This window comes from Methanosarcina sp. KYL-1 (assembly GCF_024372725.1).
GTDB lineage: Archaea > Halobacteriota > Methanosarcinia > Methanosarcinales > Methanosarcinaceae > Methanosarcina.
The window spans coordinates 19,289-43,324 of the sequence record NZ_VOUA01000010.1; the positions used below are offsets into that span (position 1 = coordinate 19,289).

At 45.9% G+C, this 24,036-nt stretch carries 24 protein-coding genes; 9 read left to right on the forward strand and 15 right to left on the reverse strand.

From position 1 onward, the window contains the following. Positions 1-423: 423 nt before the first annotated feature. The 3 genes from FTO70_RS08810 (at position 424) to FTO70_RS08820 (ending at position 6,044) form a co-directional block, all read left to right on the forward strand. Positions 424-1,230, forward strand: a complete 807-nt coding sequence (locus FTO70_RS08810) for a class I SAM-dependent methyltransferase (protein WP_255335385.1) — start codon at positions 424-426, stop codon at positions 1,228-1,230. A 430-nt stretch (positions 1,231-1,660) separates the two neighbouring features. Further along, the gene (gene tnpA, locus FTO70_RS08815) at positions 1,661-2,110 is read left to right on the forward strand and encodes an IS200/IS605 family transposase (protein ID WP_255335386.1); all 450 of its coding nucleotides are present in this window, start codon (positions 1,661-1,663) and stop codon (positions 2,108-2,110) included. Positions 2,111-2,312: 202 nt separating this feature from the next. Continuing rightward, complete coding sequence (locus tag FTO70_RS08820; RefSeq protein WP_255335387.1) at positions 2,313-6,044, forward strand: hydantoinase B/oxoprolinase family protein; 3,732 nt, start codon at positions 2,313-2,315, stop codon at positions 6,042-6,044. 88 nt (positions 6,045-6,132) lie between these two features. Here FTO70_RS08820 and FTO70_RS08825 read toward each other — a convergent pair whose 3' ends face one another. From FTO70_RS08825 to FTO70_RS08845, 5 genes are all read right to left on the reverse strand, one after another. Further along, positions 6,133-6,558 carry a phosphate-starvation-inducible PsiE family protein gene (locus FTO70_RS08825; RefSeq protein ID WP_255335388.1) on the reverse strand — a complete coding sequence of 142 codons (426 nt, stop codon included), beginning with the start codon at positions 6,556-6,558 and terminating at the stop codon, positions 6,133-6,135. A gap of 483 nt (positions 6,559-7,041) precedes the next feature. After that, a complete protein-coding gene (locus FTO70_RS08830; RefSeq protein WP_255335389.1) occupies positions 7,042-7,554 on the reverse strand; it encodes an Ig-like domain-containing protein in 513 nt (170 codons plus the stop codon). A gap of 831 nt (positions 7,555-8,385) precedes the next feature. Continuing rightward, positions 8,386-8,955 carry an Ig-like domain-containing protein gene (locus FTO70_RS08835; protein WP_255335390.1) on the reverse strand — a complete coding sequence of 190 codons (570 nt, stop codon included), beginning with the start codon at positions 8,953-8,955 and terminating at the stop codon, positions 8,386-8,388. 17 nt (positions 8,956-8,972) lie between these two features. After that, positions 8,973-9,110, reverse strand: a complete 138-nt coding sequence (locus FTO70_RS08840; protein WP_255335391.1) for a hypothetical protein — start codon at positions 9,108-9,110, stop codon at positions 8,973-8,975. A gap of 60 nt (positions 9,111-9,170) precedes the next feature. After that, positions 9,171-9,305 (reverse strand): hypothetical protein, encoded by a 135-nt coding sequence (locus tag FTO70_RS08845; protein WP_255335392.1) that lies wholly within the window; start codon positions 9,303-9,305, stop codon positions 9,171-9,173. A 314-nt stretch (positions 9,306-9,619) separates the two neighbouring features. On the opposite strand from FTO70_RS08845, the gene FTO70_RS08850 reads away from it, so the two are divergent. Both FTO70_RS08850 and FTO70_RS08855 read left to right on the forward strand, forming a co-directional pair. Next, positions 9,620-10,189: a flavin reductase family protein gene (locus FTO70_RS08850; RefSeq protein WP_255335393.1), complete on the forward strand. Its 570-nt coding sequence runs from the start codon at positions 9,620-9,622 to the stop codon at positions 10,187-10,189. 340 nt (positions 10,190-10,529) lie between these two features. After that, entirely contained in the window at positions 10,530-10,835 is a 306-nt protein-coding gene (locus FTO70_RS08855) for an MscL family protein (RefSeq protein WP_255335394.1), read from the forward strand. Positions 10,836-11,298: 463 nt separating this feature from the next. On the opposite strand, the gene FTO70_RS08860 is transcribed toward FTO70_RS08855, so the two are convergent. The 4 genes from FTO70_RS08860 to FTO70_RS08875 all read right to left on the reverse strand — a co-directional run bounded on the left by FTO70_RS08860 (position 11,299) and on the right by FTO70_RS08875 (position 15,226). After that, entirely contained in the window at positions 11,299-12,513 is a 1,215-nt protein-coding gene (locus tag FTO70_RS08860) for an aldo/keto reductase (RefSeq protein ID WP_255335395.1), read from the reverse strand. 344 nt (positions 12,514-12,857) lie between these two features. Beyond that, positions 12,858-13,355: a Fe-S-containing protein gene (locus FTO70_RS08865; RefSeq protein ID WP_255335396.1), complete on the reverse strand. Its 498-nt coding sequence runs from the start codon at positions 13,353-13,355 to the stop codon at positions 12,858-12,860. Positions 13,356-13,386: 31 nt separating this feature from the next. Beyond that, positions 13,387-14,058, reverse strand: coding sequence for an ABC transporter ATP-binding protein (locus FTO70_RS08870; protein ID WP_255335397.1), 672 nt, complete (start codon positions 14,056-14,058; stop codon positions 13,387-13,389). Continuing rightward, entirely contained in the window at positions 14,051-15,226 is a 1,176-nt protein-coding gene (locus tag FTO70_RS08875) for an ABC transporter permease (RefSeq protein WP_255335398.1), read from the reverse strand. Before FTO70_RS08875 ends, FTO70_RS08870 begins: the two co-directional genes overlap by 8 nt. A gap of 359 nt (positions 15,227-15,585) precedes the next feature. On the opposite strand from FTO70_RS08875, the gene FTO70_RS08880 reads away from it, so the two are divergent. Both FTO70_RS08880 and FTO70_RS08885 read left to right on the forward strand, forming a co-directional pair. After that, positions 15,586-15,945, forward strand: a complete 360-nt coding sequence (locus FTO70_RS08880; RefSeq protein WP_255335399.1) for a BlaI/MecI/CopY family transcriptional regulator — start codon at positions 15,586-15,588, stop codon at positions 15,943-15,945. A 164-nt stretch (positions 15,946-16,109) separates the two neighbouring features. After that, positions 16,110-16,787: a M48 family metalloprotease gene (locus FTO70_RS08885; RefSeq protein WP_255335400.1), complete on the forward strand. Its 678-nt coding sequence runs from the start codon at positions 16,110-16,112 to the stop codon at positions 16,785-16,787. A 308-nt stretch (positions 16,788-17,095) separates the two neighbouring features. Here FTO70_RS08885 and FTO70_RS08890 read toward each other — a convergent pair whose 3' ends face one another. Both FTO70_RS08890 and FTO70_RS08895 read right to left on the reverse strand, forming a co-directional pair. Further along, positions 17,096-17,911, reverse strand: a complete 816-nt coding sequence (locus FTO70_RS08890; RefSeq protein WP_255335401.1) for a nitroreductase family protein — start codon at positions 17,909-17,911, stop codon at positions 17,096-17,098. A gap of 211 nt (positions 17,912-18,122) precedes the next feature. Next, positions 18,123-18,602 carry a type II toxin-antitoxin system RelE/ParE family toxin gene (locus FTO70_RS08895; protein WP_255335402.1) on the reverse strand — a complete coding sequence of 160 codons (480 nt, stop codon included), beginning with the start codon at positions 18,600-18,602 and terminating at the stop codon, positions 18,123-18,125. 96 nt (positions 18,603-18,698) lie between these two features. Here FTO70_RS08895 and FTO70_RS08900 point away from each other — a divergent pair, with 96 nt between their 5' ends. Continuing rightward, complete coding sequence (locus FTO70_RS08900; RefSeq protein WP_255335403.1) at positions 18,699-18,848, forward strand: hypothetical protein; 150 nt, start codon at positions 18,699-18,701, stop codon at positions 18,846-18,848. A gap of 705 nt (positions 18,849-19,553) precedes the next feature. On the opposite strand, the gene FTO70_RS08905 is transcribed toward FTO70_RS08900, so the two are convergent. After that, positions 19,554-19,853 (reverse strand): carboxymuconolactone decarboxylase family protein, encoded by a 300-nt coding sequence (locus FTO70_RS08905; RefSeq protein ID WP_255335404.1) that lies wholly within the window; start codon positions 19,851-19,853, stop codon positions 19,554-19,556. 288 nt (positions 19,854-20,141) lie between these two features. Continuing rightward, positions 20,142-20,672: a GNAT family N-acetyltransferase gene (locus tag FTO70_RS08910; RefSeq protein WP_255335405.1), complete on the reverse strand. Its 531-nt coding sequence runs from the start codon at positions 20,670-20,672 to the stop codon at positions 20,142-20,144. 676 nt (positions 20,673-21,348) lie between these two features. On the opposite strand from FTO70_RS08910, the gene FTO70_RS08915 reads away from it, so the two are divergent. After that, positions 21,349-21,672, forward strand: coding sequence for a cupin domain-containing protein (locus FTO70_RS08915; RefSeq protein ID WP_255335406.1), 324 nt, complete (start codon positions 21,349-21,351; stop codon positions 21,670-21,672). Between the two features lie 46 nt (positions 21,673-21,718). Here FTO70_RS08915 and FTO70_RS08920 read toward each other — a convergent pair whose 3' ends face one another. Next, the gene (locus FTO70_RS08920) at positions 21,719-23,050 is read right to left on the reverse strand and encodes an MFS transporter (protein ID WP_255335407.1); all 1,332 of its coding nucleotides are present in this window, start codon (positions 23,048-23,050) and stop codon (positions 21,719-21,721) included. A gap of 120 nt (positions 23,051-23,170) precedes the next feature. Further along, positions 23,171-23,692, reverse strand: a complete 522-nt coding sequence (locus FTO70_RS08925; RefSeq protein WP_255335408.1) for a cob(I)yrinic acid a,c-diamide adenosyltransferase — start codon at positions 23,690-23,692, stop codon at positions 23,171-23,173. Positions 23,693-24,036 lie beyond the last annotated feature (344 nt).

Here is a 24,036-nt window from a genome sequence, read left to right on the forward strand (position 1 = left end):
GTATTCTCGTAACTTCAAAATCCGAACGTTTCTACATATAACACATAAGAAATACGAATGTTCCTAACAACTATTAATAATTTATTTCAAAGTCTCTATGAGAGAAAAAACCACATCAATAGATTGATTTATGATACTCTTATAGGCACTTATTTAGTCTTATTATTATAAGTGTTATGTATATAATTTTGATACGTCTGAAAATGAGTTTCCTTATTATTATGCAATTAGTTGTATAATATAGAAAATCGGTATCAGTAATGCATTTATAGTGAGCTGATCCCAAAACTCAAAGTTACTTCATTGAATTTCGATTTTAAAATAATAAATGGGCAACTGATCACGAAAGTAGTTATGAATCATTAGTGTAGGGAAACAAAAGTGGGTTTTGGGATAGGCTCATATAATAATTGAGTTGAAAAAATGGGATACGATTCAACATTGTTTTGTGGAACTTATGAATATTATGCAAAATATAGGCCAAATGTTCCAGAAGAGGTAGTTCAAATAATTATTGAACAGTTTGATATTAAACCAGTGGATAGAGTTTTGGATATCGGATGTGGCACTTGCCAAATGGCAATTGCTATGAATGGTAAATGCAATGAAATGGTTTGTTTAGATTCAGACCTAGAGATGTTAAAGCAAGCCAAAAGAGAACTAGAAAGAATGAATTTAAAGCAAAAGATTGTTTTAGTAAATTGTTATGCTGAAGATTTAATAAAGAGAAAAAATGAATTCGAAATTTTTAAACTCGTAACTATTTGTAGAGCTTTTCATTGGATGGATCAAAATAAAGTGCTAACAGATCTTGATAGCCTTATTAGCGAGGATGGTGGAATAGCTATTATTAGTGATGGAAGTTTTTGGACTGGCGAAGAAGAATGGCAAAATGCAGTTAAAAAGGTTGTTCAAAAATATTTGGGCAAGGAACGTCGTGCTGGGAAAGGAACCTTCAAAGAATCACCTGAACCGTGGGAGAATATAATTAGCCGTTCAGCTTTTAGTGTTGTTGAATCAAAAGAAGTCGAAATTGTTCGAACCTGGACTGTTGAGAGTATCATAGGGTGGTTGTTTTCTAGTTCCTTTGCCTCACCTAAATATTTTGGCAATAAGATTGAAAAATTTAAAAAAGACATTAATGAAACTCTTTTGCTTATTAATCCAGACGGAGTTTTTAATGAACATGATCATTTTAATCTCATTTTAGCATCAAGGCCAAGGAAATAATATAGAAAGTTTACATTACCATAAATTGGGTTCCGTTGTAAGAAAATTATGAAAGGGATTTGCTGAAATAGAGGATAGCAGCTTATCGCTTTTGAAAAAGGAATCTCAATTTAATACTGAGCCTATCCAAAAACTTCATGTAGAGCCTATCCCAAAAGTAATATCATGCTGAAATTATAAATTTATTTTTATGTCATTCCATGAAATCGATGACGCTCTATGGAAATCCATAGAACCTCTTCCTCCACAGAAATCACGTACTTAGCTACAGGAAACTCTCAATTCTCATCCTGTTTCTTCACACTTTAACTCCAAAAGCTTTTTCTTTTTATTTCAGCCGAATACCCCGCAGCTTGCTGCGGGGATGGACACTTCCCCGAGAACCGTTGTTACGAACTGATTTATATTTTTGGCTACCTTTGTAACGTAAATGGAACTTAGGCATGCAAACCATTGTGTCTATAAAATAAGGTACCACATGGTTTTTTGTATGAAGTACCGTAAAAAACTTCTTTTGGATAAAGATGTCATCGACTATTTGAAAAAAATATGCTTTGAAATCGGTCAAAGGTACTATTTTGAATTTGATGCAATTGGTACTGATGGTGATCATGTACATCTTTTTGTTGGGGCTGAGCCAAAGTATTCTCCTTCAAGAGTGATGCAGATTATAAAAAGTATTACAGAAAGACAAATCTTTAAGGAATATCCTGAGATTAAAAAACAACTTTGGGGTGGTGAACTGTGGAGTGATGGAGGTTACACTGGAACGGTGGGGGATGGAACAACTTCTGACGTCATAAAAAGTTATGTTGAAAATCAGGGAAACCAAGAAGAAAAAGAAGCATATCAGCAAATGAAATTACTTGATTTTGAATAATTCACTTATACCGAGAGCGCTGGCGCGAACATACCCCGTTGCTTGCAGCGGGGTGCGCCAGCGCAACTTTGATTCTAATCTTCCCATAAAGACACAATTTTCTCGTAATCTCTTTGAAATAAGTTATGCATTCAATGCAAACCGAGCTACACTCAAGATTTTCCGATTAATAATTAATACCACCTCTACAATTATTCCCTACATGTCCCCCAAAACCCGATGGCAGTTCTGGATCGACCGCGGCGGAACGTTTACTGATATCGTAGCCCGCTCCCCTGATGGAAACCTGATTACCCACAAGCTCCTTTCGGATGACCCTTCACACTATAAGGATGCAGCCATGCACGGGATCCGACAGGTCCTTGGGCTGCCGAAAGATGCACCCCTGCCCACGGAGCAAATAGAAGCAATAAAGATGGGCACAACCGTAGGCACAAATGCTCTCCTTGAGAGAAAGGGAGAGCGCACTGTTCTTCTTATCACCCGGGGATTCGGAGATGCCCTCTGGATAGGGTACCAGAACCGCCCGGATATTTTTGCCCAGAAGATCGAACTTCCTGACCAGCTTTACGAAAAGGTGATTGAGGTTTCCGGGCGCTGCGGAGCAGACGGAAAAGAACTCGTACCCCTTGACCTCGAAGCTGCGAAAAGGGAGCTTGAGGATGCTTTTAATACAGGCATACGCTCGGCGGCAATTGTCCTTATGCACGCTTACCGCCACCCGGACCACGAGCTTGAGCTGGGAAAACTTGCACGGAAGATAGGATTTACCCAGGTCTCTCTATCACACCAGGCAAGCCCGCTCATAAAACTTGTCAGCCGTGGGGAAACTGCGGTTGTGGATGCTTACCTTTCACCCGTGCTCCGCAGGTACGTTGATATGGTCCAGCAGACCCTGGAAGACGGGGAAAGTGAAGTACATGGAGCCATAGAAGAAACAAAACCAAAAACAAAGCTCATGTTTATGCAGTCCAGCGGCGGGCTTATCGATGCCGTGGCTTTCCAGGGCAAGGACTGCATCCTTTCCGGGCCTGCGGGGGGAATTGTGGGAGCAGTTGCAACCTCTGCAATGGCCGGGGCCGAAAAGATCATCAGTTTCGATATGGGTGGGACGTCTACGGACGTTGCCCAGTACAGCGGGGAGTACGAGCGCAGTTTCGAGACCGAGGTTGCAGGGGTCCGCCTGCGCTCTCCCATGATGCGGATCCACACGGTTGCAGCCGGAGGCGGCTCGATTTTGCATTACGAAGGAGGCAGGTTCAGGGTAGGGCCCGACTCCGCAGGTTCCGAGCCCGGGCCTGCGTGCTACAGGAAGGGAGGGCCCCTTACGGTTACCGACTGCAACCTGATGCTCGGGAAACTGCAGCCCGAATTTTTCCCGAGCCTCTTCGGGCCCGACGCAGACCAGCCCCTTGATGCGGAAGTTGTAAGACGGAAATTTGCCGAACTTGCAGACCAGGTCTCTGCTGAATCTGCCGGAAGCGGTTCTACCGGTGCCGGTCAGGCCGAGGATACTACTTCAGTTTCTGCATCCGTTTCTGCATCCGTTTCCGTCCAGACGCCGGAACAGGTAGCCGAAGGTTTCCTTTCCGTGGCTGTGGAAAACATGGCAAATGCCATCAAGAAAATCTCGGTCCAGCGGGGGTACAATGTAAAAGAATACACCCTCTGCTGCTTCGGGGGAGCGGGAGCCCAGCACGTTTGCAGGATTTCCGACGCCCTGGGGATCAAAAGGATCTTCATTCACCCCTTTGCAGGCGTCCTCTCCGCATACGGGATGGGGCTTGCCGACCAGCGGCTGATAAAAGAACAGTACATCGGGGCTGATCTCTCGGAAGGGCTGGTCGAAGAGCTAAAACCTGCCTTTTCCGGGCTTGAACGGGAAGGGCGCCTGGAAATGCTGGGACAGGGCGTGCCTGAAGGGGGCATTTCCGTGCTTCATAAGGTTCACATGCGCTATTCAGGGTCGGATACGCAGCTTGTTGTGGATTTTGGGGATTTCGATGCCCTCAGGCGCGGGTTTGAGGAAGCCCACAAGAAAAGGTTCGGCTTCATAATGGAAGACAGGGCGCTTGTGGCCGAAGCGCTTTCCGTGGAGGTCGTTGGGGTTACGGAAAGGGTCCTCGACCCGGTGCTGGAGATCGAGGAGGGCCGGGTTTATGTCCCTGCTGCTTCCGTGGATATGTACAGCTACGGGGAATTCCACAGGACCCCGGTTTTCCGGCGGGAAGGGCTTTTCCCCGGAGCCTGCATTGAGGGGCCTGCAGTCCTGATAGAGAAAAACACGACCATAATCATCGAGCCGGGCTGGCAGGGGGAGGTTACTGACAGGGACCACCTGCTCCTGACCCGCAGGGTCCCGCTTCCTGCCCGCACTGCCGTCGGGACCGAAGTTGACCCGGTTATGCTTGAGATCTTCAACAACCGCTTCATGTCAGTGGCCGAGCAGATGGGCTACACCCTGCAGAACACCGCCCACTCGGTGAACATAAAGGAGCGCCTGGACTTTTCCTGTGCAATCTTTGACAGGCACGGAAACCTGATCGCAAACGCCCCTCACATCCCGGTGCACCTCGGCTCCATGGGAGAGTGCGTAAAATCTCTCATAAAATCGCAGTTTGAGGACATGCGGACCGGGGACGTGTACCTGATCAACTCCCCGTACCACGGGGGGACCCATCTCCCTGACATCACGGTCGTCACCCCGATGTTCGGAAGAGGCGAAAACTTCGGCGAGGTTCTTTTTTATGTCGCTTCGAGGGGCCATCATGCCGATGTCGGCGGAATCACCCCGGGTTCGATGCCTCCGGAAAGCAGGAACATTGAAGAGGAAGGGGTCCTGAGCGAGGGCATGAAAATAGTTGACGGGGGCCGTTTCTGTGAAGAAAAGCTCAGGGACTGGCTTGGGTCGGGCCAGCACCCTGCCCGGAACCCGGACCAGAACGTGGCAGACCTCCGGGCCCAGGTTGCAGCTAATGAAAAAGGGCTTCAGGAACTGTACAGGATGGTTGAGGAGTTCTCCCTTGAGACAGTCGAAGCCTACATGGGCCACGTGCAGGACAACGCCGAAGAAGCCGTCCGGAGGGTCATCGACAGACTTGACGACGGGAAGTTCACCTACAGCCTCGATGACGGGAACTCTATCAAAGTAAAGGTTACGATCGACCGCAAGGCCCGGAGTGCCATGATCGATTTTGCCGGCACTTCCCCGCAGCTTTCGAACAATTTCAACGCCCCTGCCGCAGTCTGCATGGCAGCGGTCCTCTATACTTTCAGGACGCTCGTGAAAAGCGACATTCCCCTGAATGCCGGCTGTTTAAGGCCGCTTGAGATTATCATCCCCGAAGGCTCCATGCTCTCCCCGGAGCCTCCGGCAGCCGTTGTAGCAGGCAACGTCGAGACTTCCCAGTACATAGTCGACGCCCTTTTCGGAGCCCTCGGGACCATGGCAGCCTCCCAGGGCACCATGAACAACTTTACGTTCGGAAACCATGCCCTCCAGTACTACGAAACCATCTGCGGAGGCGCGGGGGCAGGCCCGGATTTCCCGGGTACGGACGCCGTCCACACCCACATGACCAACTCCCGCATCACCGATCCCGAGGTCCTGGAAACCAGGTTCCCGGTGCTTGTCGAGGAGTTCTCCATCCGGCAGGGCAGCGGTGGGGACGGGAAGTTCAGGGGAGGAAACGGGGTGGTCCGGAAACTCAGGTTCCTGATAGGGATGAACGCTGCAATCCTCTCAAGTCACAGGAAACTCCCGCCTTTCGGCCTGAAAGGAGGCGATCCCGGCAAGTGCGGAAAGAACGTGCTTATCCGCAGGGGCGACAGGGTTATCGAACTTGAAGGACAGGCCGAAGTTGAAGTGGAAAAAGGAGATGTTTTTGTGATCGAGACTCCCGGAGGCGGGGGATACGGAAAAGTGGGGGAGTAAAGGCGCAAGGAGCAGGGCGCGAAATTGGCCCGAAACTCCCCTCTTTTGAAACTCCCTTCTTTTTTTCAAAATCAAAGGTCCCTGTTGTTTACCTGCCCGGGGTGTGGGAGCCTTCGGAGGGGGAATACTTGATAGCCATCACCCTTATCAACCCGAGTACAAGCAGCAGGAATGACAGGCATAATATGAATTCGTAGCCGAACTCCTGGGCGTAAATCCCTACTGTAATTTCACGCAGGAGCACTAAAATCGCGGCATCGGTTACATATGTAAGTTTTATTCGTTCATGTTCATGGAAGTCTACAAAAGTTTTGAAAAGGTCAATTACAATAAAAATTGAGAGGACACTGCTTACTATACGCTTGAACCCGTTCTCAAGGGAATCATCGATTATAAAACGCAGATCCAGCACGATTTTAACCATCCCAAGGATTAGCGCTATCACCAGCACATAAAGGATGAAGGTTGTTGCTAAATATGTGATTTTCTTAAATATCCGCGTGTTGTCTATCATTTTTTTACTCGTCCTGATAAATACCAGTAAAATTGAGCGAACAATCCACAATCACCTAAATATAATTTTCCGTTATATTGATCATTACCCCCGAAATATATAGAACAGACTCTGGAATAACATCAGTGAATTTTTTATATTAAACTCCTACAATTTATTAGATCTAGGACTTACGCAGTTGAATTGAAAACCACGAGCGGAAAAGACTTAACTGTATAAACCCAAATAATGTTGACGAGTCCTCATGTGCCTGATTTTACATTTCAAGTGCGTAAGTCCTAAGATCCTAAAAGTGAGAGATATTTATGCCAGGAAAAATGGAATGACAGAAAAACGGGATGAAAAGAAAAACGGGATGAAAAGAAAAACGGGATGAAAAGAAAAACGGGATGAAAAGAAAAACGGGATGAAAAGAAAAACGGGATGAAAAGAAAAATGAGAAAAAAATTAGAAAATAAAAGTTTTTTCCGGAAACAGGTGTCTTCATTTCACAATGTGAAATGTGTATTCAAAATCGCCTCCCGGCTTTCCATCCTTATCCCCGTCAAGGAAAACGCCTTCAGAATCCGTAATAGCTCCCATCCCGGTATCTGTCCCTATAAGGGTAATTTTAATTGTGGCTCCTTCGTGGTTCATGGGATACGGCTTATTCGGGCGAAACATAAGCATTCTGGAGCCGGTATCCAGAAGGCCTTTTACGGGTGTTTCGGATGCGGAACTCGTGACTATTACCGTATTGTTCGTGATGGTCGAACTATCCATTTCCTTATCGAATTCGATCCAGATAGGTGAGTCTGCCTGGTATTCAAAAGTCTGCCTGTCGGGATAAACGGATTTTACTCTGGCAAGAACTGGTCTAATTTTAAAGGGCCCCGGAAGGGACATATGTGGCAGATAAACACATTTGTTATGGAAGTATTTTTTAAAGGTATATAGAATTGTGATCCCGGCAAGTGCCCCCATAGCCAGTTTCCACCATTTCTTTATATAATACACCCCTATCCCCCTGGTTTTATTCCACTTTGATCTTGAACCCACTTTTCTGTGTACACCTGGAAATGAAATATAATGCTGTGGCTCCGGCAGTTGCAAGCAGCAAAAGAGTAATGCATTTCTTCATGTATGACAATTTTACCCCTCCCCTTAATTTTTCCTAACATGAAGCTTCATGTTCAGGATTATTACCTGTCAAATTATTGCCTGTCAGGATATACAACTGGATTCCAATTTTGTGATATTCCCCGTATCTATCCTATATCTCACATATTATATAACGACAACTATATAAAATATCTAATAAATTAATCGGACAGTTGACTTCAAGCACCGGACCTGAAACAGGACAAAAAGAACAGGTGGTTCGAAAAGAGGGGGATCGAAAAGAGCAGAAGAGGGGCGCAGAGATAGAGGGTTTGGCCGGGGAATTTAGCTAAGAGAATTTGCTGATGGATTTAGCTCACGTTTATTAACCCAGGGGCCAGGCTTTTAAGGGCTGAAAAAGGGTATACGATATAGGTAGGCTGGAAGAATTTTTAAGGAGGTATAGGGCATCCGATTTGGGGGGTGGTTGGGGAGTGGGGGGATAATATACTTGAAAAGAGTTTTCAGATGCCCTTACATTATAATAATACTTATGAGTATATAATAATATGGTGAAAATGCGATTTTGAAGAACAGTATGGAAGTACTGTGATTTAAGGCCCAGAAATGGCAGTAGCCATATTTCTTTATTTGAAAAAAGTGTATCCAGGATCAAGACCAGTAGTTCAAAAAAAGGAATGAAAGAGGTAAAGGAATAAAAGAGGTTTTTTCCGGAGGCAGGAATATTCATTTTACAACGTTGAAAGTGTATTCGAAATCTCCGCCAGGTTTCCCGTCCTTATCCCCGTCAAAGGGAGTTCCTTCGGCATCCATAATAGCCCCATTCCCTATATCGGTTCCGATCAGGGAGATGGTGATTTTGGCGCCTTCTCCACCTACAGGATACGGCCTGTTAGGGCGGAACATCAGTGTCCTGTTACCGGCATCGAGGAAACCGTCAATTGGCTCCTCGGATTCTGAACTTGTGACAATGACCGTGTCCTTCGTAATGGTCGAGCTGTCCATATCTTTATCGAATTCAATCCAGATTGGGGATTCCATGCTGTGTGCGAAGGTTTGCCGGTCCGGGTACACTAACTTTACTTTAGCGGTACTCGGGCCGTGCCTAAACTTATGAGGAATGGATTTAATTTTTTCGTGTAAGTATTCCTTCTGTTCCTCATGAACATATTTTTCATAAGCATATCTCATCGTGATCCCGGCAGCTGCACCAGCGGCGACTCCGGCAACTACACCCACAAGCGCGCCGCCTGCCAGCCCACCTGCCAGCCCACCTGCTAATTCTTTCTTCGACAATTCTATACCTCCTTATCTTATGGTACTTTACTTAACTTTTCTTTTAAGTCGAGTTTTCCACATCTATCATACGCACATTTCATCGTGATTCCGGCAATTGAACCCACCACAATTCCAGCAGCTGCACCCGCTGCGATTCCGGCAACTACACCCACTAGCAGGCCGCTGGCTATCTCTTTCTCTGTCAGTTCAATCCCCCCTTATTTTTTAATCCCTTACTCCTCGACCTTAATTTTACTCAAGCTCTTTCGGGAATTCTTTGCAACAGCATATACGAATGTAGCACCGATAAGTGCCCCCACAAAAACTTTGCAGCATTTCTTCAAATCTGGCAAAATTATCTCCCCCAATTTTTGTCCTGACACGAAAAATCCGTGCTTTTAAAGGATGTGTGTACGTGATCTCCCGTTGGATGGAAATTTTCAATAAATGGATTTGAATCCCGTGTTTCTGAATCCCGTGTTTCCCCTGTTTTTTCCCGCGCATTCAAATATATTCCACATATTATATAATGACTACTAAATAAAATATTTGCAAAATTGGTCCGCCAGCTGGCAGTACAGAGCCCGGAATGCCGGGAGCAGTAAAATGCTTATTCTGACTCGGAAAAACAGTTTTGTATCAAAGAAAACCGTTTTGTATCATCCGGAAGAATGTTTTATCCATGAAACAATCAATCGGAGCAAAAACCCTGGCATGCCCGGCTCCCGCCTGGGTAGTCGGCACCTATGACAGGGACGGAAAACCAAATGCAATGACTGCAGCCTGGGCAGGCATCTGCTGTTCGAACCCACCCTGCATCAGCGTCTCCCTGAGAAAAGCCACCTACAGTTATTCCTGCATTCTGGAAAACGAAGCCTTCACGGTAAACATCCCCTCGGAGGCCTTCATAAAGGAAACCGATTACTTCGGGATTGCAAGCGGAAAAGACGAGAACAAGTTCGAAGCAGCCGGCCTTACCCCCGTAAAAAGCACTCTCGTGTCCGCTCCTTATATAGAGGAATTCCCCCTTGTCCTTGAATGCAAACTCCTCCACAGCTTTGAGATCGGCCTTCATACGATGTTTGTGGGTGAAATCCTGGACATCAAAGCGGAAGAGTCCGTACTGGATGAAAATGGAAACCCGGATATTCAGAAAGTCAGGCCCCTGGTGTACGGGACGGGAGACCGGACATACTATGGGGTCGGGAAGGCTCTCGGAAAGGCTTTTTCAATAGGGAAGCTTGATATATGAGCTTGAAATAAGCTTGAAATAAACTTGAAATAAGCTTGAAAAACAAACTTGAAGTATGGAAGGAACAGGCATACGCAGATAAATCTGCAGATAATTCCTTTTCCTTAAAATTTATTTGAATTCTGCTCTTAACCTCGTGTTCCGGGATGCAAAATTTTATACGCATACAACTCATATTTTATAATGCACACTCTATAAAATGGACAGGATGGAGACTGTAAGCAGAGGGTGACTGCAAGCAGAGAGTGACTGCAAACAGGGGAATTGCTGCAAAGCCGGGATTTACAGGTTTATTTCGATAATGTCATTGTCTCTTGCTTATTACTATAGGGGGGTTAAAATGGGGTTGCTAACTGAATTTAAAGAGTTTCTTTATGAATACAAGGTCATTCCGCTGGCTATTGCTTTTATCATGGGTCTCGCATCCACTGCTCTTATTAAATCTTTTGTGGATAACATAGTAATGCCGATTATCACTCCTTTTGTACCGGGAGGGGCCTGGAGAACGGCAACACTTGAAATCGGGCCCATAGTGATAAGCTGGGGTGCATTTCTGGGTGAGCTGATATATTTCATTATCATCGCATTTGTGGTATTTATCATTGCAAAGAAGGTTTTAAAAGAGGAAAAAGTTAGCAAAAAGTGAGCATTTTCTATTCCTCTTTTTTAATTTTAATTTCATCTTTTTTATCAAATGTTCATCCCTACCTTGATGAAGCCCTGCCGGAGTTTGTAAAAGATGGAATAAATGGATGATTGGGATTTTCATCAGAATGCCCTTTTCCGGTCATTGGGATATTATTTTTAGTAATCAGAATGCTTATATTCAGTCATCAGGATATACTTTTAGGTCATTAGAATACCCTTAACGCATTTAGATATTTTTAGTTCTACAGCCACCCTAATCCAATCATATGATGCCCTTTTTATTACAACCATGACCTCACATTATTGAGATGTTTTTATTCAGATAGGTGCCTTATTCAGTCATGTGGGTATACCTTTTAGTTACTAAAATTCACTTTATGGAAAAGACCGGCCGACTTCGCGGCCGGTGAGAGCACCGGTACCTGAAAAACAAATTGAAAAAAGGTTTATCGGGAACAATTTCAGGATTTCTGCTGCCTTTCCCCTTTCCTGAACGTCTGCCTTGCCTTTTCCTCCCACAGTTCAAGATCCGGTCCTTCTAGTTCTTCTGCCACGGCTTCAAGGAGTTCAGGTATTTTCAGGTGCTGGGGGCATTTTTCCATGCATTCTCCGCACTGCACGCAGAGAGAGGCATAACCGGAGAAGTCGCCTCTTATTATCCCGCCGGGTTTTGCCGCATACATGACTTTTGCTTCATCCGAGTTTCCGGACAGGTGCAGGTTGTCGTAGATTTCAAAGCAGAAGGGGATATCCACTCCGGAGGGGCAGGGCATACAGTACCTGCAGCCTGTACAGCCTGTTTTCATAAGTTTCCTGTACTTCTGCTCCACTTTCTTTACAAGCTGAAGCTCGGTTTCGGTCAGGGAATTCGGGTAGGCTTCATCTGCTATTTTCAAGTTCTCTTCTATGTGGGACTCCTCATTCATTCCGGAAAGCACTACAGTGACCTCGGGGCGGTTCCAGGTCCAGCGAAGCGCCCATTCGGCAGGGGTCCGTTTCACCTCAGCTTCGCTCCAGATCTCTTCAACTGCCGGGGGTATCGGGTTTGTTAGTTTTCCTCCGCGCAGGGGTTCCATGACTATGACAGCGAGGCCCTTTGAAGCTGCATACTCCAGCCCTTCCGTGCCTGCCTGGTTCTTTTCGTCCAGGAAATTGTACTGGATCTGGCAGAAGTCCCAGGGGTATGAGTCCACTATCCGCTTGAAATCGGCAGTTGAACCGTGGAAGGAAAAGCCGGCGTTGATAATCTTGCCGTCAGCTCTAGCCCTGTCAAGGAAAGCGAGCACATCGAGCTTTTCCATTTTCTCCCACAGGGCTCCGACAAGCCCGTGGACCAGGTAATAATCGATATGGCCTGTCCTGAGCCTTTCAAGCTGGGCGTTTAAGATCCTGTCCATGTCTTCCCGGGTTTCCACTGTCCAGGAGGGAAGTTTTGTAGCAAGTTTGACTTTCTCGCGGTATCCGCCAGCAAGGGCACGCCCGAGAAATGGTTCGCTTTCTCCAATATGGTAGGGCCAGGCCGTATCGATGTAGTTTACGCCCCGGTCGACAGCGTGGCGGACCTGACGGGAGGCCCTTTCCTCATCGATCTTTCCCTCTTTTACGGGAAGGCGCATACAGCCGAAACCGAGTATTGAAAGCTCATCGCCATTCTTCGGAACTTTTCTATAGAGCATTTTTCTTTCCCCTCCTACTTCTGGTTGAACTGGAATTGTAAGCCAATGTAATATTTAGTTATACACCGCATTTTGTGTCTTGCTTGATGTTATTTCGGATCCGAGCTTATAAACTTAGACCGAAACAAAAAATCGCAATGGAGTTTGAGATTTGGTCTACAATGGGACTGTAAACTTACCTTGAAGGCTTTTCCAGTAGTGGAAAAAGTCCCCAATGAATAAGTCTTGAGTGAATAAGTCTTGAGTGGAGAATTCCTGAATGAAAAAGGAAAAAGAGTTGAAGGGCTGTCATTAAGTACCTGTTGTCAGTCACCCCTTCTTTTTTAATAAAGGTTGCGGGACCCTTAGTTGAATTCTACGGTTTTCCTGTGAGCATCCACTACATCATCGAGTTTCATGACAAGGTTCCCATCTGAAACTGTGTAAGGAATGCTCTCTTTCGGATATGATATGCAGGCTCCCCCAATCCCCAGGCCTGTTGCAGCATCGAAGGTGGTGCCACAGGAATCACAGATAAGGGTTTCCTTAGCAAGGGAAAATCCGATTGAACCGCATGGAGGGCAGACATTGGACCTGACAAATACCTCGTCTTCAAGCCGGTATGCCATGACTGCGATTTCACCGATGTCTGTGTTAACTTTAAAGTGGACATTTGTATTCTCGTCCACTGAACTGGAGGGAATTGATACCGTATCTGTACTTTTCACAGCATTTATCCAGGTTGCCGCTACCGGGCTTCCGGTGTCCGTAGAAACCGCCGAAGGTCCATTTTCCGCAAGCCCGGCTGCCATTAAAGCTACTGCGATCACTAACAAAACCATACCTGTTAATTTTACATTCATATTTTTCGCTCCTTTTCTCTTCTTTCCTTATTCACTCCGCAATATTTCCGTCCTGTATGTGCACAATGCGGTCGGAATATGAAGCAAGCTCCCGGTTATGGGTAACCATGACGACCGTCATATCCCCTGAAAGTGATTTCAGCAGGGAGATTATCCTTAAGCCGGTAGCTGCATCGAGTGCCCCTGTGGGCTCATCTGCAAGCAGGATTTTAGGTTTCATAACAATGGCCCTGGCTATTGCGACCCTCTGCTGCTCTCCTCCGCTCAGTTCTACGGGCTTGTGGTCCATCCGATGGGCAAGTCCCACTCGCTCAAGAGCACTGGCCACTGCGTCATGGTCTTTGTCCCCGGCAAACACCAGGGGCATAGCAACGTTTTCATAGGCTGTAAGGGACGGAATAAGGTGGAACTGCTGGAAGACGAAGCCAACGGTCCTGCGCCTGAACTCAACAAGTTCTTTCTGGGTTTTTCCGGTGATATCTACATCGTTGAAAAGGATGCGTCCGGAATCTGGCCGATCCAGCATCCCGATAAGGTTCATGAGGGTGGTTTTTCCGGAACCCGATTGCCCCATGATGGATATGAATTCCCTTTCCCTGACTTCCAGGTTTATGCCGTGCAGGACTTCTACTTCATGGGAACCAATCCTGTAGCCTTTTGCCACATCTTTTACCCGGATCAGTTTTTCTGGACCTTCAGACACTTCTTAACACCTCCGCAGGGTCAATTCCAAGAGCTTTTCTTGCGGGGACAAGGGATGCTGCCATTCCCGTAAGTATGCAGATCCCGGAAACGGCGGGCAGAATCATCCAGATAGGGGAAGGTGTAACTGAAACCGTCAGTGGAGCAGCGATGAAGGAGGCTCCTGTTCCTATAAAAAAACCAAGGATTCCTCCCAGTGCTCCGATAATTGCCCCTTCAAGAAACAGCATGGAGACTATCTGGGTATCGCTTGCGCCCACTGCACGCATGATCCCGATCTCCTTTATTTTTTCATTTATGGATGCAAGCATTGTGGAAGCAACCGTTAACGCACTCACAAGCAGAATAATAACCGAGACTGCCATTGCAGAAGATTGGGCGTGCTCAATCATTGTCATCTCATTTTGCACTATCTGGCTCATTGGCCTGGCTTCCAGCCCGGGGAAGACTTCCATTATCTGCCGGCTCATCTCCTCGACAGGGCAGTCATTGCAAAGCGCCCTGATTTCCAGACTGCTTACTTTTCCTTCTTTTCCGAACAAATACTGGGAAGCCGCAAGGGGAAGAATAACATATCCGTCTTCATTGCCGCCTGTGCTCTCGATCACCCCGGCGATCCGGGCGTCAATGTAAACGTCACCCTGCTTGAGGGTCACCAATGAGCCTTCTTCCAGTCCCATGGGGCCGGCTATATCCGAACCAACCATTATTTCGGTTTTTTCAGGGCCTTCTTCAGCCATCCAGTGCCCCCTTATGTTCCACCATGCTTTGAGCTTCATTTCTTCCTCCGGGTCCACCCCCATTACTACAACGGGGGAGTTGCCAAGTTCTGCGATTCCATAAAGCCTTGGGGCTACGACTGCAAGGTTAGCCTTATTCTCGATAGTGTAAATCCGGGGAATTTCCGATTCTTCAATATAGTTTTCTCCCGTAAATAACGAACCTGCAGATGTGGAGCCCGCAACAAGGGGTATGGACCTGGTTTCCGGTTTGACGACGATGTTTGCACCAAAGGTATTCGATTCCTCATAGAGGCTTTCGGTTGCTGCAGTGAACGTCGTGACCACAGCTACCAGTGCTGCAGCAGCTACTACCACTCCCAGCACTGCTACTATGAGTTTCGTTTTCCTGCGGGATATGTCCTTCAATACTATAGAGTGTAAATTCATTGATAAGCCTCAAAATATCCAGGCGGTTCATTTTCTTATATCGCGTTGTACCCGTTCACCTGTATCGGTTCACTTGTGCCGGTTTACCTGCACCGATTCACGTTGTACCAGTTCATCTGTATCGGTTCACCTGTACCGGCTTACCTGTACCAATTCACGTTGTACCAGATTTACTATACGCTTAATGTAAAGGCAGAACTTTACAGTGGATGTAAACTACTTGAACTTTACGCTAGATGTAAAGAATCCTGGTTTAAAATATGGCAAATCAACAATCCGAACCGAGAACTAACGACCTGAAGCGGAATTAAAAACCGGTGATAGCAAAGCTTATATTTGTTTACAGCAGTTGTAAACCCATGGTGAAATTAGATCGAATAAATCTCTCCAATGAAGGACTGACCAAGTTTTTCAGTCCCATCGAAGCCCAGATAATGGAGGTTTTGTGGACAAACGAAGAATCCGCCACTCCGGAAATCACCGCAAAAACAGGCATCCCTTTATCCAGTGTAGCCGGGACGCTGGACAGGCTTGTAAAAGCCGGCTTTGCAACAAGAAAGGTGGACAAGAAAGGGCAGAGGGTAAGATATCTTTATTCTGCAGCCGAGTCCATGGATAACACGGCAAATACCATCACGAAAAAAGTGATGGATAGCCTTGTGGACACCTTTGGCAAAGTGGCTATCGAAAACTTTCATACATACCAGAATAAGAAGTGAACCTTAAGAGGCAGTTCTTTAAAACGGGTTTCAAAGACAATTCTTAAAACGAGTTCTAAGAAACAATTCTCTGAAAACGGGTTTTAAGGTCAATTCTTTAAAAACGGGTCTCATGAAGTTATTTAAAAAGAACCTTAAGGCGTGAGTTTTTCTGGACGGTGAAGATGTTTTCCATAACTGAAGAAATCGAATGTTACATTGCCTGTATCACCGATTCCAGCTTGCTGCCCCTGATGGGAATGAACATATTCCTGGCTTTGCTACTTTTTACGGTTTACCTTAAAGCGAAAAGCTCGGTTTTCAGGATTTTCTCTTTCATTGCCGCACAGTTGTCCATGGTTTTTGCAATTGGCATGGTTGCTTCTGCAATGCAGTGCAGCCAGATGCTGACAATCGAGATATACACCGCATATGTGCTTGCTTCAAGTGCGATAATCCTGCTCCTGCCATGCGTATACTACAAAGCCCTGATCAAAAGGTACAGAGCCCGCCCAATCACAGAGGTCATGGACTGGCCCCAGCATTTTGTGAATATTCTCTCCAAAAAGGCAGAGGTGTATTATTACGATTCCGCAGTACCCCGGGCATTTGCTTCGGGAAAAGCCGTTTTCCTGTCGATGGGAATGCTTGAACTGATGGACGAGTCGGAACTGAAAGCTATCCTTGCTCACGAAGTCTGGCACATTCGCCACAACAATAAGACCCCCATCCTGAGGCAGCTTTCAATCATGACTTTCACAAGAAACCGCTCGGAAGATGAACTTGAACTCTTGGCTGACATTTTTGCAGGAGAAGTTGTCAGCAAGGATGCAGTGGAATCTGCAAGGGCAAAGTTGAACTAAAAAATTACCGTGAACGGCTTTGTGGAAACCCGATCTTAATCAGAAGTAAGAGGCTGAAGAATCCGCATGAAAAGGGTCAACCTGACAAAGCGAGTGTAACTCAACCTTTCAGCTATAGAAAACTTTTTATTTTCTTTCGGGTACCGTGGCTTTCACGGGCTGCCACAGGCATCCGGCCTTTTCCAGCAATAAATCAGGCTATTGGCCCAAAAAAACCAAAATTTAAGAAACAAATACCGCTCAAGAAACAAAACCGACTTTACTGCTTTTGAGTTCAAAAAAGTAAATTTTAGAAATCCGGAGCCTGATCATTTCCAGATAACATCTGCCTGTTTTCTTCCCGGAATCTTCCTTAACTTATATTTAGGGTATCCGACCAGCATCGGGTACTGCAGGACCTGCCCTTCGGGAAGGCCAAGGGCCTCTTTTAAGGGCTGGTATTCCTGGGCTGCGATATGCAAAAGCCCTGCCCAGCAGGTGCCGAGGCCAAAGGAAGGAGCCACCAGGTCAAAAGTTGTAAGGGCGATGATGCTGTCGGTATATCCCGTGGCGTTTTCGCCATAAGCGTATACCAGTCCGGGTGCATTGCGGCAGATGGGGTCAAGGCCTGCGTCAGAAAGGGCGACCAGAGCTGGGAAAATCGGCATAAATGGGTGTTCCGCATCACTTTCGGCCATCCGGCGCATCCATTCTATTGTAAGCGCTGAAAGCTTTTTGACTTCGGCGGCATCGGTAATCACGAGCCATTTAACAGGCTGGGCGTTCACGCCGGAGGGGGCAAAACGGACAGCTTCAAGGATTCGGGCAATTTTCTCCTTTTCAACCGGCATGTCCTTAAAAACCCTGATCGAACGCCTGCTCTGCACATATTTTGTGAGCACTTCGGAGTTTATCTTCGTGGTGTCAGCGGCGTTGTCTGCCGGTGCAAAGGCCGGGTAATTTCCCCGGATCGCATCATGGGGACAGGAGGCTTCACAGTGCCCACAGCGGGAACAGAAAGCTTCGTATTCGGCTGGCAGGGAGGGAATACCATCTTCTCCTGGCAGGATAATGTTTACGGGGCAGATCTGCGAGCAGATCCCGCAGGCTGTGCACTTTTCCGGGTCAAAAGAAATCAGGCTCATTTCAGGTACCTCATTAAGCTGGATATTATGAGCAAGTCGGTGATATAGTTAATCTGCTAAGTTATTAACCTTCTATAGTTAGCCAGTTCACCTGCCAATTTAACTTTGCAGGCGAGAAGTCCCCTTCCTCGACTCCGAAGGAGGCAGGGAGAGGTAGTTCACTCAGGCCTGCTAATTTCACCAGGTTAACATGTCGGACCCAAGTTAACCCTCAGCAATAAACGCGCCCTATGCAGTCTACTTTCAGAATAATGACCTTATGGTTTTCAAAATCAATCCGATAAAGCAACCTGTAGTTCCCGGCCCTCAACCTGAAAAGCTTTTCCTGGCTATCGAGGATCCTGCTTGCTCCCGGGGGTACGGGGTCAGATGACAGCTTTTGGAGGAGATCAGCAATTCGGTAGTCAATGTAACGGCCGGCTTTTTCCAGGAAGGACTGGACAAAAACATCAAGAAAAATTCTAAATGTTTCCGGGGCAGAATCTCTCTTTAACCCCATTTCTTCTTTGAATTCCTTTAAAGCCCTCAGCTTTCCCTCGGATTCATTCCGGAAACTGGCGTTCACGAGCTCTTTTTCTTCCCAGCTAAGGACCGTGTCCACGTCAACCATGTGTTCCCTTACTTCCCAGAGCTGTTTTTTTATGAAATTGAGCTCTTCAAGAACCTTTTTTTCAAATCCCGACTCTACCATGCATAACGGTTAAGTTTTGTTTTATTTATAGATTTCTTTAAAAAGAATCCTGACTCCTTTGCAGCGCACTTACAACCAAGAAACTTTCCTTGCGGTTTGGACACTGATGGGAGGAATAGGGAGGAAAAGGGGAAGAAGAGAGAAGTAAAAGGAAAAGGAGAGAGCGAAAGGAAGGGGAAGAAGAGAGAAGTAAAGGGAAGAAGAAATAAAGAGAGAAGAAGGAAAAGGAAAGGAGAGACATGTTAAAGGGGGATAGGGCATCTGATTTTTGGGGAGTGGGGGAGAAGGGGGTTAAAAGAGTTGGAGATTAGTTTTGGAAAAAGAGTTTTCCTCAGATGCCCTTACTATATAATAATACTCAATATTATATAAAATTATGTTAATAATGAAATATTTTGGTCTTTTTTAGCAGTACTGCTAAATAACAGCTATTTTTAGCAGTACCAACTTTTGGATTACTACACAATTTTAATTTCCGGAAATGCATTGTTTGTTTAAAAAGCACCGGCAGATGACGGTTATTTTCTTACGGACTGAAATGATGAGATATGAGAAGAAGAGAAGTGAAAACTTGAATGGAGCAACTCTCCAAAGGGATATGGGGCATCTGATATTTGGGATTGAGTTTATATGGATATGAGTTTGGGATATAACTGAAAAAAAGATTTCTCAGATGCCCAACTAATACTACTACCTCATGACATATAAAAATAATGAAATAATCTTGTTTTACTGCATTTCCGGAAGGTAATAAAAAGATTATGAGATTGAAAAAGGTAAAAGAAATAGAAGGAATCAGGGCAGTATCCGTAAAGGCCGTATATCCGATATAGACCATTATTCTGTATAGACCATTATTCTGTATAGACCATTATCTGATATAGGCCTTTATTCGGTATAGACTGTATATCTGCCTGAAATCCAGAAACTGTCCTGAAATCGGGACAGCTTTTATAAGACGCCATCCAGGGCCCTAGCGGCCGTGTAAACGCTACCTACTCCGAAAATATACTGGGTTATCTTTATTGCCTGCATAACCTCTTCTTTTGTGGCCCCTTCCTGCATGGCCTGTATTGCAAGGACTTTTACTCCGTCAACCGCGCCGTTAGCTGCATCAAGAGCCATTGCCATCAGGAATTTGTACTTCAGGGGGATACCCTCTTCTTTAAATGCTAGGTCACGGGTGTTTTCAAGCAGGCTGAAAAATTCAGGGTCCTTTTCCATTATAATCTTAAGCGGGTGTTCTGGCATGTTGCTGTCTCCTTTTCCCAATTACCGAAGTATCTTAGCCTTATTTGCCGGTTATGGTATTATTTGAGTCTCGAATATTGCCATTATGGTTTATTTGAGTCTCGAATATTACCATTATACTCTGGCTCTATTAATTTAAAGCATTCTCTTCCGGGGTAAAAGGAGTGCAGAATAAGAAAACAGGGTAGAAATTTAGCCAGGTCTTTTATCCGGATTTTTGAATCCGGAAGCATATTTCCAAACTTCGGATCTTTTCTTTAGTTAAGGGGTAGTTCACCGGTTTTTAGTTCAGGGGTAGTTCGCCAGTTCGTAAGTGATGGTCCCATCCTCAGGCCCTTTTCCCCTAAAAACAAATCCGTTTTTTTCCAGGACGCGGATCGAGGCTGTAAGGTGCGGATACGTATAAGCTATGATCCGGGGCTTTTCAAAGCTGGAAGACGCCCACTTCAACATTGAACTGACTGCTTCGGTGGCATACCCCCGGTTCTGGTGCCCGGAAAGCACCGAGTACCCTATTTCGAGGCCCCCACTTTCATGGGCAAGAAACCCGCCGCTTCCTACCAGGACCGGGAGATTGGGGCCTGCCTGCCGAAGGAGCCAGTAAAAGCTCCAGATTTTCCGGTCCCTGGCCTTCATTCGTCCGATGAACTCCTCAATTACTTCAGGGCTTATCTGTTCAGGCGGCCATTCCACGGGAACGTCAGCCTTCAGGGCAGCGGCAAATCCCGAACTGTCGTGCAGTTCAAGGAGATAGAGTTTTACCGTGGCAGGAAGCAGGTCCAGACGTTCGGTCCTGAGCGGAAAAGCAGGCACGTTCATAGAAGCGGATTTGAGCGTGAATTTAGATAACTCTTTTGGTATTTTTTACCATTCCTGCCGGGAGCAAGGGAAAGCCAAAATAAGGTATCTGCAGCTTCAAAACTAATATGTGTATACATTGAATCAACAGAAAATAACCTGGAAAAACACAAGATAACCTGAAAAACAGAAAATAACCTGAAAAACAGAAAATAACCTGAAAAACAGAAAATAACCTGAAAAACAGAAAATAACCTGAAAAAATCTTTTAGGGGGGAATAGGGCATCTGAGTTTGGGAGTGGGTGGGGGAATAGGGGGGTGAAAAAGCTGGTTTGTTATGTGAGAAAAGTGTTCTCAGATGCCCTCATACAATAATAATCAACTATATTATATAAAAACATGTGTATAAAGACAAATTGATCGATTATGTAACAGTACTGTAATTATAAGGCAAAAAATAACAGTACTGCATTCATACATTTAAGCCATTTTTTAAGGTAAATTCGGAAAAACCCATTAATTCTCCTTTTTCGGATCTGCCGAAGCAGGAAAATGCTAAAATAACTGAATAAAGAATAACTGAATAAAGAAAAAGAGTATGAAGTAAAATTTGCTTCATGATCCATGCTGGATCAAAGTAAATTCAAATAGAATTCAAAGAAAAGATAAATTCAAAAAGAGTTACAGAGGGCTTTTATGTTTTCCAAACAAGACTCAGATGGCTACAAAGAGTTTCTTCCCGGCATTAGCATGAAAACCATAGTGTACGGGGAAAAGACCCTTATGGCTGAATTTATTCTGAATAAGGGAAGCATTCTTCCCCCCCATGACCACATCCATGAGCAGACAGGCTACCTGGTTTCAGGGAAGATCCTTCTGACAATCGAGGAAGAGGATTTCGAAGTGATGCCGGGGGACTCCTGGAATATACCCGGCAGCGTCGCCCACAGTGTGGAGGTCCTGGAAGATTCGGTGGCTGTTGAAGTCTTTTCTCCGCGAAGGGACGAATATATCGGGTAAATCCCAAACATCCGAAAATATCATCAATATGGCCTTTTTTGCGGCCTTATACCCCTTCTTCCATCTTTCTGCTCTTTTCAATTTTAACAAGCCTGAATGAGAGGAAAACGACAAGGTAGATGATTGCAGCTGCGATCAGGAATGAAATCGCATTAAACTGCGTGTAAAGAAGGCCTCCTGCAAGCAGGCCGATTATGCTTGCCAGGCTGCTGGCACTCATGGCAAAGCCCTGCACGGAACCCTGGTATGTCGTTCCTGCAAATTTAGAGAGGACGGAAAGGATGCAGGGCCACATGATCCCGTTTCCTAATGCAAAGAAGACGGCTGCTATGTATATGAGGATGAGGTTTCCCGGGACCAGGAGGATGAACTGCAGCCCGAGGATGAAGCCGCCTGCGACGATCAGGAGCGACTCGGAATACCTGTCGGCAAGTTTTGCAAGGACCGGGCCCTGTACAAATGCCATCAGGGCACTGATTACGGAGAAGTATATCCCGAGTTCCGCAGGGCTCCAGTCCAGGGCAACGACGGCATGGATGGGAAATGCAGTATAGTAAATGTTGAAGCCCAGGAAGATGAGGAAATAGAGCAGCAGCATGAAAGGGACATACTCAAGCTTGAAAACCTCCTTCAATGAAATTTTTTTCCCGCCCTCGACCAGGTAACAATCTTTGTGTTCCTGCCCGAGTATTTTCCGGATGCTCTTTTTTTCGGGATACTGCTCAATGGTACATGCCCGGGACTCGGGGAGAAGAAAAAATACGATAAAGGTGCCTGCAACCGAAATAAGCAGGGCTGCGGATACCGGGAGGAGTTCCCCGTAGATTGTTGTCCCCAGGACCCCGGCAAGGGCTGGCCCGAAGACGTATCCCAGGTTTGAAGCCACGGACATCCTGCCGTAGTTCTTGTTTCTTTCCTCTTCCGTGGTCAGGTCTGCAAGATATGCGTTTGCCACTGAGACATTTCCCCCTGTAACCCCGTCAAGTGCCCTTGCAAAGAAGAGTGCAAAAAGGGGCAGGGTGACCGTAAATACGCCGAGGAGGTTGGAATTGACTTCGATCAGGGGAATTATAGGAAGAAAAAGAGCGCCGAGGAAGATGAACCAGGCGAGGAGGGTTCCAATCTGGCTCAGGAGCAGGATCTTCTTTCTTCCGTAAAGGTCAGACCATTTCCCGAGGATCGGGGCTCCTACCAGCTGAAACGCAGGGTATGTGGAGGCAAGCAGCCCGTAGATCAGGGCATTTCCCCCATATTCCGTTACAAGAAACACGAGGAAGGTGAGGATTATGCCAAATCCCAGAGTCCCTATGAATGTAATCGTATACAGAGGAAAAAGGGCATTTCCGTATGCCTTTGAGGGTCCGGAATCCTGCGCCATCTAAACAATAATTGTTTATCCGGGGTTTTATAATAATCTGCCCAAAAAAGTGTATGATTTTTGGGGCCAGTATTCCATGCTTCAAATTCCAGGAAATCAATATTTCGTGCCTTCAGGAAATCAATATTCTGTGCCCTTTCTTGCAGGGATGTTTTTTTCGAAGGGGTGTTTCACAAATTTCATCTCTGTCACCAGATCTGCCCTTTCTATCAACTCCGGGGGAGCCTTCCTCCCGGTCAGGACGACCGTGGTCTCTTCCGGGGCCTCGTTCAGCAGGCTCAGGATATCTTCGGTCTTCAGCAGGCCGACGTGGGCTGCAAGGTTGATTTCGTCAAGCACAAGGAGCCTGGGCTTTTTCCGGAGGGCCTCTCTTGCAAATTCCAGGCCCTTCCCCGCCAGTTCATAGTCCAGGGGCTCGGGGTTTTCGAAGTCTATGAAATCTTCCCTCCCGAACTGGTAGATTTCGTATTCCGGGGTCAGCCTCTCCCTCACTTTATACTCCCCGATGTACTTCCTCCCCTTCATGAACTGGATAATTATGACCCTGTACCCATGGCCTACCGCCCTGAGAGCAAGCCCGAAGGCACTGGTGCTTTTTCCTTCTCCATCTCCCGTGTAGAGGTAAACCATGCCCTTACCCATTTTATCACCTTTAAGTTAACTCCCCTTGAAAAAGAACCGTTTACCGGTCCGAATATCTCCGTTTTTCCTGTATTACTGTTCTGATGCTCTATAATAAACTGATCTAAACAAAAACTAAACAAAAAACACAAACATAAAAAAAGTAAAAAAAGAAAGCTAAAGGAAGAAGCCAAAGCAGAAGCCAAAGCAAGAAGCCAAAGCAAGAAAGCTAATAGAATATCTAAAGGGGGATAGGGCATCTGATTAAAAGAGCTGGTTTGGGGGTGTTTGGGGGTGTTTAGGGAGTTTGGGGTTGATTGGGGTTGATTGGGGGTGGAAGTAAATTACATTAGAAAAGTGTTTCT